The organism is Nocardia salmonicida NBRC 13393, from assembly GCF_001613085.1.
Taxonomy (GTDB): Bacteria; Actinomycetota; Actinomycetes; order Mycobacteriales; family Mycobacteriaceae; genus Nocardia; species Nocardia salmonicida.
The window spans coordinates 53,910-66,418 of sequence record NZ_BDBR01000029.1 but is presented as its reverse complement, the minus strand read 5'-3'; the positions used below and the strand labels follow the sequence as shown (position 1 = coordinate 66,418).

Here is a 12,509-nt window from a genome sequence, read left to right as displayed (position 1 = left end):
TAGCTGACGGTTTGCGTTGGGTGCGCGCTTGCCTCACGATCTTCGTTGTGCTGTGGGAACCGGAAGACGTGGTGCGGGTGCTCGACCCGTCGGAACAACGATTCGTGCGGCACGCCACCTTCACCGGACGGTCGGTCACGGTGCTCGGGGAACTGGATGCGGCCGGGCTCGGCGCGGCTTTCGCGGCGCTGCAGCGGAGGTTCCCTATTCTGGTGTGCCGGATCGTCGAGGATGCCGAGGAGAACGGAATCCTGTTGCGTCCCGGGGATATCGAGGCCGTCGGGGCGTGGGTGAGTTTCGGCGATCCCGACGAGGTCAGGGTTCCGGCCGAGTCCATGGACCCCGGAGATCAGCTGGCCTATCTGGATGTTGTTCTCGCCGAAGAGGATCGGGCACGGGTCACGTTGTTCGTGCACCACAGCGTGGCCGACGCGGGGCACTGTGTGGAACTGTTCGCGCGGTTGTGGGGCTATTACACCGACTACGTGGAGACCGGGAGGATCGCGGTTCAAGCGGACTCGGCTACCGGCGGCGTGACAGGGGAGTATCCGGTGTCGCTCGAGGCGTTGCTGGCACAGCGCGATATCCGGCGTGCGCGGCGGTCGGGGCTCGAGCCGGTGACGCGTCCGCTCGTCGCCGCCGACTCGGTGAGCGGGGCCGAGCGGTCGGAAGCGGCTCCGGCCTCGCTGGCGCGGCCGGCGCGGATTCAGCTGGACACCGTCGCGACCGCGCGGGTGCTCGACCTGGCTCGTGCGCATGCGGTGAGCGTCAATGGATTGGTCACCGCGGCGGTGTTGCGGGCCTATGCCGATCTCTCCGGTGCGGACAGCGTCTCGTGCGTATATCCGGTCGATCTGCGCAGGCGACTCGACCCGCCGGTCGAGGCGGTCGCGGGCACCAACCTGTCGGGCCTGGCCGCGTTCCGCGCTGACGCCGCCGACACCGAGAACCTCGTCGTCCTCGCTCGCCGGATCGGTACGAGCCTGCACGACGACCTGGCCGAGGGCGTGATCGAACAGTCCGTCCTGCACTTCCCCGATTTCTTCGGACCCCACCGGATCCACTCCACCGCAGGCCACATCGCCCTCACCAACACCGGAACGGTGCCGACGTTCCGCGCCCCCGCCGGGTTGATCCTCGACGACTACGAGATCGTCTACCTCTCCGCACACCCCCGCCCGTCGACGGGGGCGTCCGCGGCCGTCACCTTCCTCGTCTACACCTATCTCGGCAGGCTGACCATCGGCCGTTTGGGCGGCGGCGCGCTCGCCTCCCAACTGCTGGACGCCGTGGCGTCAGAGCTGTCCTGGTCGTCTGCCGGTCAGGAAGCCGCGACTGCTCGAGTTCAGCGGTCGCCGGCCCGCGTCACCGCGGAGCGAGGGGCTCCTGCAGCTCGGTGACCCAGCCATCGGGATCGGACGTCCATTGCAGGGTGACCTCGCGGACCGGTGCGCCGGTCCGATACCCGTTGTCCTCGACCCAGCGGCCGAGCGCCTGCCACGCCGAGCCGATTCCGCTCACATTCCCGTGATGGACGGTGGTCGCCACGTGTTCGAGCGCGGGCAGATCGACGATCGAGAAGTCCGCTGCCGCAGCGGGTTCCACATTCACCGGCACACAGGCGTGCACGCCCACCGTCCCGTCGTCCCGCGCGTCGTAGTAGGCGATCGCGGGACCCGCGATCGTGATCCCGGCCTTCGCCAGCCGGTCGGACAGTTCGCTGAACAGCGGACCGATCACCGGGCTGATCGCCTGGGGTTCGAATCCCGACGCCCAGCTGGACGATTCGGCCACCCTAACCGCGGGCACCGACTTGATCACCACATCCTGATCGGGCATGACGCCCTCCTTTTCGATGATTCGGAGTCTCGCTTCGACTTCGGTCAACCGCGAACGGTCGGCCGCGATCCGCTGTTCCAACTCGGCTCGGCGCAAGGTGAGCATGCCGCGCAGTTCTGCCGCGTCGGGCCCCGGCTCGAGCATTCTGCCCACCTGTTCCAGGGTGAATCCGAGCTCTTTGAGCGCGATGAGCCGGTTGAGGCGAGCCAGTTGCGTCGCCGCGTAGAACCGGTACCCGGTGGCCGCGTCGACCCTGGCAGGCGGCAACAAACCCACCGCGTCGTAGTGGCGCAGCATGCGCACCGACACCTGACCGTGCCTGGCGAAATCTCCGATACTGAACATGACGCCTTCCGGTGTACGGCCTCACACAGTGAGAGAGTCAAGCGCTCAGAATCTGCCGCCCCGGCTGACCCGTCGCGATCCCGACGAGCCGCCGTAGGAGCCCGGGCGGTAGCCACCGCCGCCTCCGCCGTAGCCGCCACGGCGCGAACCGCCGCTCATCGCGCCGCGCAGGAGCTCGTTGAGGAGGATTCCGCCCAGCACCGCACCGGTCTGGGAGCCGCCGCCCGACATCGGCTGACGGGTCTCCCACGCCTGAACACTCGCCTGCGCCTGCTGCATCGCCCGGCCGCCGAGGTCGGCCGCGGTCTGTGCGCTGACGAGTGCGCGTTCGGGGTCACCGGCCGCGAGCCCGCGTGCCTCGTCGAGATGACGCTGCGCTTCGGAGAGCCGGGTGCGTGCCTCGGCATCGACACCGCCGCGACGGGTGGTGATGAACGAGGTCGCGCCATCGATCCGCGCGGCCGCGTCGGTGAGGGTGCGGTCGAGTCTGCGTCGCAGATCCTCCACGGCCAGTTTGCGATCCGAGGCTGCCGCGATCGCCCGATCCAGTTCGGCGTCCGCGGTGACCGCGCTGTGGAAGGCGCCGAGGGGATCGCTGTCGGCGTTCGGCGTGTTCAGCGCCGCGGTTGCGGAGGAGACGGCGGCGGCCAGGTCGGCGCCGCCGAATTCGGTGAGGCTCTTGGCCGAGCTCAGGTCGGCGCGCAGTTCGTCGAGGGCGGCGGGGAGGCCGTCTCGGGCCTGCTGGATATTCGTCGCGGCCTGGTCGACCGCGTCGAGCAAGGTCCTGGCCTGCCCGATCGCGCCCTCGGCCGCGCGGATCGCCGCGACCGCACCACCCTGCTGCCCGACCGGCTGGGCGAGCGCGGTGCGGGCGTTGTCGATATTGTTCTCGGCGAAAGTGATTCGTTCCTTCGCCATGCGCACGTTGTCGTGGATCGGCGCGATGACCGATGGTGGGTAGGTCGAATCGAGCCGGGCGAGTTCTGCCTCGGAGCCAGGCATGCGTGCGGTCAGTTCGACGATGTCGCGGGTGAGCGCGTCCAGCCGGGCGGGCGCGTCGATGAGCAGATCGCGCATAGCGTCGAAATCGGTGACCTGCGCGTCGAGTTCGCGATCGGCCTTGCCCGCGGTCGCGATCAGCTCGATGAGCATGGCGCGCTGCTGATCCGGCGTCTCCGGGACAGCGTCGTCGAGTTGCTGACGAATCGTGAACGCCTTCGCGGTGGCGGCGCGGGCGGCCTCGAGCGCGGAGCGGAACGGGGTCACCGCGGTCTCACCGAATTCGCTGGTCGCCAAGGTCAGTTCCTCGCCACTGGTTCGCACGGCATCGTCGATCTCGACCAACCGCTCGCGTGAGAGCGCGTGCAAGGTCGGCAGCGACAATTTCGCCAGGGCCGCCGAGTCGGTCGGATCCACCTCACGCGCGTTGGCCAGTTCGGCCCGATCCCGGTCGCCACGGCGCTTGCGCGCGAACAACATCAGACCGCCTGCCACCACGACCACGGCCAGGCCGATGAGGATCAGAACGCCCCACGGCACGCTCGTGCCCTTCAATGCGGAGCCGATACCTTCGGCGGTATCGATGGCAGCCTGCGCCCACTTCTGTTCTCGCAGAGCCGGTTCCACCGAACCGGCGAGGATCGAGTCCAATTCGCTGTCGGTCACACCGTCGGGGAGGGTGCCGTCGAGCCAGTAGCCGCGATCGTCGACGGCTACCGCCAACAGCAGGTCGCGATCGCTGAAGCCGGACAGGTCGGACGTGCGGGCGGCCCAATCCCGCGCAGCCATCGACCCGAAGGTGCGCACGTAGATCACCCACAGCTTGACCTGGTGATCGCGGTAGAGGGTGTCGACCGCGTCGAGCACTCGCCCCTCGTCGCCCGCGCTGAGCACGTTCGCGGTGTCGACCACCTGCGGACCCATTCGCGCGGGCGGTTCGGCGACGGCACTCGGCGCGCACAGCAGACTCAACACGGCGAACACCGCGCAGAGCACGGAAACCGAACGTGGGGCCGAACTCGACAGCGGCATGTGTCGAATCTAACCGTCGCGACCGACACGAGCGCGACATCGCAGCGCGTGGCTTCTACGATCGGACGCATGGTCACAGTCGCTCGCCAGTACACAGGTCACGTCACCGCGGGCGAGGACGCCCAGCAGCGCGACGTCCCCGGCGCCCGCATCGTGAAGATGTCCGTCGGTCCGATGGACAACAACACCTATCTGATCCAGAGCACTGCCACCGGCGCCGCCGTGCTGATCGACGCCGCCAACGACGCCGAGCGCATCATCGAACTCACCACGCTCGAAACCCCCGGTCAGGTCGAACAGCTCGTCACCACCCACCGCCACCCTGATCACTGGCAGGCGCTGACCGAGGTCACCAAGTCCCTCGGCGTCCCCACTGCCGCCCACACCCTCGACGCCGACCACATCCCGGTCCGCCCCGACCGCCTGCTCGAGGACGGCGACACCCTCGAAATCGGCGACCTCGTCCTCCACGTCATCCACCTGCGCGGCCACACCCCAGGCTCGATCGCCCTGGCCCTCACCGACAACGCAGGCCACACCCACCTCTTCACCGGCGATTCACTTTTCCCAGGTGGAGTCGGAAAAACTCACAGTCCCGCCGACTTCGACACCCTCCTCACCGACGTCACCACCAAACTCTTCGACCGCTACCCCGACGAGACCGTCGTCTACCCGGGCCACGGTGACGACACTACTCTCGGCGCCGATCGGGCGAATCTGCCCGAATGGCGTGCGCGGGGTTGGTGAGGCTGCTTCGGGAGTCAGCGCAGCGTGAGAGCCGGTCCGGTGAGAGTCAGGCCTAGGTCGGCGGTGTAGGCGAAGACCGCGAAGAAGACCAGCGCGGCACCGGCTAGGGCGAGGTCCTTGTTGAAATGGACCATTTCGTGTTGCTTGGTCTCGGCATCGGTCTCCTTCCAGAAAGCGTGCATCAGGAAGGCCGTCGGCACCAGGAACGCCACCAGGACAAGCGATCCGACATCGCCCCACGCCCCGAGTAGCACGCTCGTCCCCGCGACCAGCATGGCCGCACCCGAGGCGTACACCGCCAGGGCGGGCGACGGCACTCCACGGCTCGCGGCATATCGCGCGGTGTCCTTCGCCGCACTCAGATGGCCGACAGCCGCGCCGATGAACAACGCGGAGAACAGGATTCGCCCGATCAGGACTATGACGCTCATGGCTTCCACCTGACCATCGGAGACGGGCCGCGTCCAAGACCGATCCGACGTGACCGATACCGAGCGGGTATCGTCGCAGCTCATGGACCTCCGTCTCCTGCGATACTTCACGGCGGTGGCCGAGGAACTCCACTTCGGCCGCGCTGCCGCTCGGCTGTACATGACCCAGCCGCCGCTGAGCAGGGCGATCAAGCAGCTCGAGGCCGACCTCGGCTACGAACTGCTGCGCCGCTCATCGACCGGCGTCGCCCTCACGCCCGCCGGCGCCGCGCTCTACGACGAGGCCCGCGACCTGCTGGCCCAGGCCGATCGAGTGCGCGCCAGGGTCGCGGTCGCCGCAGGGGCGGACACCACCATCACCATCGGCACCTTCGCCGAACAGGCAGGCACCCGACTGGCGGCCGCTTACCGAGCCGCGCACCCCGACGTGCAGGTACACATCAGAGAAGGCGACTTCGCCGACCCGACAGCGGGACTGCGCGCCGGCCGCGTCGACATCGCTCTCACCCGCACGCCCTTCGACGAAACAGGCGTCACCACACAGGTTCTGCGCACCGACCCCGTCGGCGTCGTACTGCGCGTGGATGATCCATTCGCCGACCGCCCGAACCTGCACCTGCGAGAGCTGGCAGATCGACGCTGGTTCCAGCTGCCTCCCGACACCGACCCGATGTGGCGCGGCTACTGGTCGCACCCGACCGATCCCGACACCGGGCCGGTGGTGCGGACCGTCCACGAATGTCAGCAAACCGTCCTGTGGAACGGCACCGTGGGACTCACACCGCTCGGTCATCCGGTTCCGGACGGGCTGGTGGTGGTCCCGCTCGTCGACAAGCCGCCGAGCAGCCTCGTGCTGGCTTGGAACAGCGCCGCGCACACCCCGCTGATCCGCTCGTTCGTCGACGTCGCGGCGACGATCTCGTGGACACCGATCGGTAGTTCACCGGAACGGAATCCGCTGGTGACCGCTGACCACACGACGCGTCGGACCGACCTGGCAGACTGACGAGGGTGAAATCGGGTTTCTCGCGAACGTCAGCGCCTGCCCAGGATGTCAGGCATCCGCGCGGGCTGGTGTCGACGGTCTCGGTGTGGTTCGTCCGGTTGATCGCCGGGGCGGTGCTGATGGGGTTGGTGCTGGTGGCCGGGACGGCGGTCCGGGTCTGGCAGGTCGCGCGGATCGACGACTACACCCCCGCGAACGCGATCGTGGTGCTCGGCGCGGCGCAGTATTCGGGGACGCCGTCGTCGGTGTTCGAGGCGCGGTTGTATCAGGCCTGGCGGCTCTACGAAGCCGGTGTGGCGCCCACGGTGATCACCGTGGGCGGCAAGCAAGAGGGCGACCTGTACACCGAAGCCGCTTCGGGCAAACAGTATTTGGAGGACAAAGGTGTTCCGAGCGAGAACATCCTCGCGGTGGAGACCGGGTCCGACACCCTGCGCAGCATCGAAGCCGTCGCGACAGCGATGGGGGAGCGCGACATGTCATCAGCCGTACTCGTGAGCGATCCGTGGCATTCACTGCGAACCAGGACGATGGCTCGCGACGCAGGCTTGGAGGCGTGGACCGCACCTACCCGCACCGGACCGGCCGTCTACACGAGGGAGTCGCAATTCCACGGCATCGCCCGCGAAACCGGCGCGCTGCTCTGGTACCAGCTCACTCATTTCTCGGCAGATTTCTCTTATGAGGCGGGACAGTGAGATGACACGGACCTATACCCCGCACGACCAGGAACGCATGGTCCACGAGCCGGGCAAGACCGCGTGGCCAGGTGCCGCGGACAAGGGCCATCGCAGTGAGTTCTCCCGTGATCGTGCCCGTGTGCTGCATTCCGCCGCGCTGCGTCGCCTCGCCGACAAGACCCAGGTCATGGGCCCGCGCGAGGGCGATACCCCGCGCACCCGCCTGACCCACTCCCTCGAAGTGGCCCAGATCGGGCGCAGTATCGCCGACGGGGTCGGCGCCGACCCCGACCTCGTCGACCTGGCGGGCCTTGCCCACGACATCGGCCACCCGCCCTACGGTCACAACGGTGAACGCGCGCTCGACGAATTCGCCGACGAGTACGGCGGTTTCGAAGGCAACGCGCAGAACCTGCGCATCCTGACCCGCCTCGAGCCCAAGATCCTCGACGCCGACGGCGAAAGCTTCGGGCTCAACCTGACCCGGGCAGCCCTGGACGCGACCCTCAAATACCCGTGGGGCAGAAGCGGTTCCGGCACCAAGTTCGGCGCCTACGACGACGACCTCGAGCGCCTGGCCTGGGTCCGCAAAGACGCGCCCGACCGCAAGCAGAGCCTGGAATGCCAGATCATGGACTGGTCCGACGACGTCGCCTACTCGGTGCACGACGTGGAGGACGGCGTGATCGTCGGCCGCATCGACCTGCGCGCCCTCGCCGACCCGGCCGAACAGGCCGCGCTCGCCGAACAGGGCCACGGCCAGCACCCCGACCAGTCGATCGAAGCGCTCGCCGCCGCCGCCCAACGGCTCTCCGAACTCGACATCGTGGCCGACGCCGCGACCTACGACGGCAGCTTCGCCGCCTCGGTGGCGTTGAAGCGGCTCACCAGCGAACTGGTCGGCCGCTTCGCCACCGCCGCGATCTCGGCCACCCACGAGCGCTACGGCCAAGGCCCGCTCATCCGCTACGAGGCCGATCTGATCGTGCCGCCGATCGTGGCCGCCGAGGTCGCCGTCCTCAAGACCGTGGCGTTGCGCTACGTGCGCTCCGACCCCGGCCACCTCGCCCGCCAGCAGACCCAGCGCGACCGCGTACAGGCCGTGGCCGACCGCCTGCTCACCACCGCGCCCGCCCACCTCGACGATCAGATGCTGCCCTGGTTCAACGCCGCCGCCACCGAGGCCGCGCGCGTGCGCGTGGTGATCGACCAGATCGCCTCCTACACCGAGAGCCGGTTCGAACGCGTCGCCGCCTCGCTGGACTGCCGCTGAGCAGACCCGACTAGACTCGCTCATCGTGGCCGGACGAATCCCAGATCGCGATATCGCGGCGATCCGTGAACGTGTCCGGATCGAAGACGTAGTCGGTGAGTACGTGGCGCTCAAGCGCGCGGGCGCCGACTCGATCAAAGGTCTGTGCCCGTTCCACGACGAGAAGTCGCCGTCGTTCCATGTGCGTCCCAACCACGGGCTGTTCCACTGCTTCGGCTGTGGTGAGGGCGGGGACGTCTACAAGTTCCTGCAGCAGATGGAACACATCGGTTTCGTCGAGGCCGTCGAGCAGATGGCCGATCGCATCGGCTACCAGATCAACTACGAGGGTGGCGGCACCTCGGTGCAGCGCGACCGCGGCACCCGCTCGCGGTTGGTCGCCGCCAATGCCGCCGCGCACGAGTACTACATGGCCTTGCTGCACGAACCCGAGGCCGAGGCCGCCCGCAAATATCTGACGGACCGCAACTTCGACAAGGCGTCCTGGCAGCAGTTCGGTTGCGGTTACGCGCCCGCGGGCTGGGACGGTCTGACCAAGCATCTGCAGCGGCTGGGGTTCGAGTTCAAGGAGTTGGAAGCGGCGGGGTTGTCCAAGCAGGGCAAGCGCGGTCCGATCGACCGGTTCCATCGTCGCCTGCTGTGGCCGATCCGCAATCTCGGCGGTGAGGTGATCGGGTTCGGCGCGCGCAAACTGTTCGACGACGACACCATGCCCGGCAAGTACGTGAACACGCCGGAAACGTTGCTGTACAAGAAGTCTCAGGTGCTGTTCGGACTCGACCACGCCAAACGCGACATCTCCAAGGGTCATCAGGCTGTGGTCGTCGAGGGCTACACCGATGTGATGGCCATGCACCTGGCCGGGGTGAAAACCGCGGTCGCGTCCTGCGGCACCGCCTTCGGCGAAGAGCACCTGCAGGTGCTGCGCAGGCTGCTGATGGACGACAACTTCTGGCGCGGCGAGATCATCTACACCTTCGACGGTGACGCGGCAGGCCAGGCTGCTGCGTTGAAGGCGTTCAGCGGCGATCAGCGACTGGCCGGACAGACCTACATCGCGGTCGCGCCCGACGGGCAGGATCCGTGCGAGTTGCGCCAGCACTCCGGTGACAGCGCTGTGCGCGATCTGGTGGCACGACGAACCCCGCTGTACGAGTTCGTGATTCGTGGTCTGCTCGCCGAACACAATCTCGACGATGTCGAGGGCCGCGTCGAAGCGTTGCGCCGTACGGTGCCCGTGGTGGCTCAGATCAAGGACAACGCCACCCGCAAAGGGTATGCCACCAAGCTGGCCGGCTGGGTCGGCTGGGATGACATCCAGCTGGTCGTGCGCCGGGTCGGTGAAGAGGCGAAGAAGAACCGGGCGGGCGGCAATGCCACGCCTGCCCTGAAGTCGGGTGCCGCGGCGCTTCCCGCGCCCCGCGTCGAGGAGGGTTCCTCGGTGCGGCCTGCCCCCAACGATCCGGTGCTGTTCGCGCAGCGCCAATCCCTCAGCGCCGCACTGCAATACCCAGGCATCGCGGGTGTCGCCTTCGACGCCATCGACGCCGCCGCCTTCACCCACCCCGCCTACGTGGCTGTGCGCATCATGATCGCCCAGGCGGGCGGCACGGCGGCCGGGCTCAGCGGCGCGGAATGGGTTGCCGCCGTCGCCGACCACACCGACGACCTGATGATCCGCGCCCTGGTCTCCGAACTGGCCAACGAGCAGCTCCCGGTGCGCACCCAGAACGACACCCCGCGCTTCATCACCGGCATCCTCGCCCGCACCCAGGAAGCCTGGGTGGGCCGCCAGATCGCCGAGCTCAAATCGAAGCTGCAGCGGTTGTCCGCCAGCGAGGAGCCCGACACCTACATGGCGTTGTTCGGCGACCTGGTGGCGCTGGAGCAGTACCGCAAGAGCCTCGCGGCCCAGGCGATGGGTAACGAGGGCTACGCGGCCGGAGCCTGACAGCCCTGCGGGTCATGGTTTGGTGGCCTCGGTGAGTGTGCGGCTGGAGTACGCGACGAACGGCCCCTCCTGCTGGATTCGATCATGGAGCCGCCGCAACTGGTCGCGGTAGCCCTCCACAGTGAACCCAGGGACCATCCAGATCACCTTGCGCAGGAAGTACACGACGGCACCGATGTCATCGAACTCTGTGCGCAGGCGCTCGGTCCGCTGGCTGATGATCTCCAGGCCGGCGGCGCGCGCGGCAACGGCTTCGTCGTCGGGATGGCGGCCTCGCCGGGCTTCCGGTTGCGGACCGAGAAAATACTCGACCAGTTCGAACACGCTGGCAGGCCCGACGTGCTGCGCGAAATACGTTCCGCCCGTTTGCAGTACGCGGGCGATCTCATCCCACCAGACGGTAGCCGGATGCCGACTGGTGACGAGGTCGAACGCGCTATCAGCAAACGGCAATGGTGGCTCGTCGGTCGCAGCCACGACAACCACGCCGCGCGGGTGCAGCAACGCCGTCGCCTTGGCGATATTCGGCGGCCACGACTCGGTGGCAACCATGGTCCGCGGAAACAACTCCGCCTCACCCAGAACCTCACCACCACCGGTCTGAATGTCCAGAGCAGCGGAGGCGGTCTTCAGCCGACTACTCATCAGCCGCTGATAACCCCACGAAGGCCGCGCTTCGCTGGCCCGCCCATCGAGCCAGGAGAAGTCCCACCCTTCCACCGGCGCCGACGCTGCTTCTTCGACCAGTTCCTCGAACGTTCGTCCCATGTGGAATCACTATGCCAGCGACGGCCCCAGACCACGAATGCATTAAACCGGGGTCAAAAGATGACGTTTGTCCTGGTGGATGCGCAGACGTCAATGGCCCGAGATAGCCTCGGGCCATTGATCTTCGGAGTGTTGGGTGCGGCCGCCGTGCGGGACTTCGAGTACGCGCTAGTTGACCGAACCGGCCAACTGATCGGCATATGGAGCAGTGAATTTCCCGACAATGGGAAGCTCCACGCGGCCACCGCCGCTGTTGTTTGCCCGGACCATCGCCATGATCCAGACGACAACCGCGAAGACCGCGAGCACGAGTCCGGCGAGGCTGAAGATGATCCCCAGTACTCCGAGTAGCGAGCCGACGATGCTCAGAACAATATTGAGCACCGAGACCGCCCCGAAGAAGATGATCGATTGTGCGGCATGGAATTTCACATCGGGATCATTCTTTCCCACGAAGAGGAAGATGATTCCGGTGAGCCAGCCCAGCGCGTACGACAGGATCGCGCTGGTCTTCTTGTCCAAGCCAGAAGGCTGTGTGTGGTTCGAGGGAGAAGATGTCATGGGGTAAGTAGATGCCGCACTCGCCCCCTACCGATCCCAACTTTCAGCACGAAACCGCAGGTTGTGGGCCAGCTGAGGTGCGAGCACGGCCAGACGTCAACGTGGCGAGTCCTCTAGACCTGGGCAACGAGATGTGAGCGCCGACACCATTCGCATATCCGATGGAACCGAAGCTCATCGGCTCCCGTCTAACTCATAGTGATCTGCGAAATATTCGAGGAATGTCTATGACAAGCCAACCTGGCTCTACCAGCACCGACTTCGCCGTGGTCCCTGACGAGGTCACCGACGCCGGGCGTTATCTTCAGCAGGTCGCCGAGACCCTCGTCAACGGACTCACCTCCCTCGACACCGACGTCACGACCCTGCTGGCCAACTGGCGTGGTGTGTCCGCGGATTCGTTCAGCGCAGGCTGGACCGAAACCAAGCAGGGCGCCGATACCGTCCTCGAAGCGCTGGCCGACATGGCCGAACTGCTCGGTGTCACGAGCAAGACACTCGATGACCTAGATAGTGCACGCGCGGTAGCCACCTCCTCGCTTTCCGGATCCCTTGATCTGCCGGAACTCTGATGGTCGAGAACGCACAACCCTTCCGCGTGGATCTCGACGAACTCGAGCAGATCGTCGCCCGTGTATCCGGATTCGTCGGCTTCCTCAACGACAGCCTCGACGGTTTGCAGCAGCGGGTTTCCGCCGTTCAGCAGAACTGGAACGGAGCTGCCGCCGATGCTCAGGCCGAGGCATTCCGTGAATGGCACACCGGTGCAACCGATGTCGCCGACGGTATTGCCATCATGCGGCAAGCAGTCCTCGACGCTCACGGTAGATACAACGCCGCTATAGCCGCGAATCTCTCGATGCTGGGCAGGGCGTAA

Annotated in this window: 13 protein-coding genes; 8 read left to right on the top strand and 5 right to left on the bottom strand. The window is 66.9% G+C overall.

Annotation, left to right across the window (positions count from 1 at the left end; all coding sequences use genetic code 11):
* Positions 1–47: 47 nt before the first annotated feature.
* Positions 48–1,400 carry a phthiocerol/phthiodiolone dimycocerosyl transferase family protein gene (locus tag NS1_RS24810; RefSeq protein ID WP_062988310.1) on the top strand — a complete coding sequence of 451 codons (1,353 nt, stop codon included), beginning with the start codon at positions 48–50 and terminating at the stop codon, positions 1,398–1,400.
* Here the strand turns inward: NS1_RS24810 and NS1_RS24805 are convergent.
* Together NS1_RS24805 and NS1_RS24800 are read right to left on the bottom strand one after the other, a co-directional pair.
* The gene (locus NS1_RS24805) at positions 1,366–2,184 is read right to left on the bottom strand and encodes a MerR family transcriptional regulator (RefSeq protein WP_062988209.1); all 819 of its coding nucleotides are present in this window, start codon (positions 2,182–2,184) and stop codon (positions 1,366–1,368) included. The two genes, NS1_RS24810 and NS1_RS24805, sit on opposite strands and share 35 nt — an antisense overlap.
* Before the next feature lie 45 nt (positions 2,185–2,229).
* Entirely contained in the window at positions 2,230–4,215 is a 1,986-nt protein-coding gene (locus NS1_RS24800) for a TPM domain-containing protein (RefSeq protein ID WP_062988207.1), read from the bottom strand.
* 69 nt (positions 4,216–4,284) lie between these two features.
* Between NS1_RS24800 and NS1_RS24795 the strand changes: the two genes are divergently transcribed.
* A complete protein-coding gene (locus NS1_RS24795; protein ID WP_062988308.1) occupies positions 4,285–4,962 on the top strand; it encodes an MBL fold metallo-hydrolase in 678 nt (225 codons plus the stop codon).
* 14 nt (positions 4,963–4,976) lie between these two features.
* Here NS1_RS24795 and NS1_RS24790 read toward each other — a convergent pair whose 3' ends face one another.
* Positions 4,977–5,393: a DoxX family protein gene (locus tag NS1_RS24790; RefSeq protein ID WP_062988305.1), complete on the bottom strand. Its 417-nt coding sequence runs from the start codon at positions 5,391–5,393 to the stop codon at positions 4,977–4,979.
* An 82-nt stretch (positions 5,394–5,475) separates the two neighbouring features.
* On the opposite strand from NS1_RS24790, the gene NS1_RS24785 reads away from it, so the two are divergent.
* From NS1_RS24785 to dnaG, 4 genes are all read left to right on the top strand, one after another.
* Positions 5,476–6,399, top strand: a complete 924-nt coding sequence (locus NS1_RS24785) for a LysR family transcriptional regulator (RefSeq protein WP_084504377.1) — start codon at positions 5,476–5,478, stop codon at positions 6,397–6,399.
* 119 nt (positions 6,400–6,518) lie between these two features.
* Positions 6,519–7,097, top strand: coding sequence for a YdcF family protein (locus NS1_RS24780; protein ID WP_235569851.1), 579 nt, complete (start codon positions 6,519–6,521; stop codon positions 7,095–7,097).
* A gap of 1 nt (position 7,098) precedes the next feature.
* Positions 7,099–8,352 (top strand): deoxyguanosinetriphosphate triphosphohydrolase, encoded by a 1,254-nt coding sequence (locus tag NS1_RS24775; protein WP_062988205.1) that lies wholly within the window; start codon positions 7,099–7,101, stop codon positions 8,350–8,352.
* A 25-nt stretch (positions 8,353–8,377) separates the two neighbouring features.
* Positions 8,378–10,303 (top strand): DNA primase, encoded by a 1,926-nt coding sequence (gene dnaG, locus NS1_RS24770; RefSeq protein ID WP_062988203.1) that lies wholly within the window; start codon positions 8,378–8,380, stop codon positions 10,301–10,303.
* Between the two features lie 12 nt (positions 10,304–10,315).
* Here the strand turns inward: dnaG and NS1_RS24765 are convergent, their stop codons facing one another.
* Both NS1_RS24765 and NS1_RS24760 read right to left on the bottom strand, forming a co-directional pair.
* Positions 10,316–11,071 (bottom strand): class I SAM-dependent methyltransferase, encoded by a 756-nt coding sequence (locus NS1_RS24765; protein ID WP_062988201.1) that lies wholly within the window; start codon positions 11,069–11,071, stop codon positions 10,316–10,318.
* A gap of 168 nt (positions 11,072–11,239) precedes the next feature.
* The gene (locus NS1_RS24760; RefSeq protein ID WP_255284676.1) at positions 11,240–11,593 is read right to left on the bottom strand and encodes a DUF4870 domain-containing protein; all 354 of its coding nucleotides are present in this window, start codon (positions 11,591–11,593) and stop codon (positions 11,240–11,242) included.
* Positions 11,594–11,859: 266 nt separating this feature from the next.
* On the opposite strand from NS1_RS24760, the gene NS1_RS24755 reads away from it, so the two are divergent.
* A complete protein-coding gene (locus NS1_RS24755) occupies positions 11,860–12,204 on the top strand; it encodes a WXG100 family type VII secretion target (RefSeq protein WP_169812829.1) in 345 nt (114 codons plus the stop codon).
* 26 nt (positions 12,205–12,230) lie between these two features.
* Entirely contained in the window at positions 12,231–12,509 is a 279-nt protein-coding gene (locus tag NS1_RS24750; RefSeq protein ID WP_162256235.1) for a WXG100 family type VII secretion target, read from the top strand.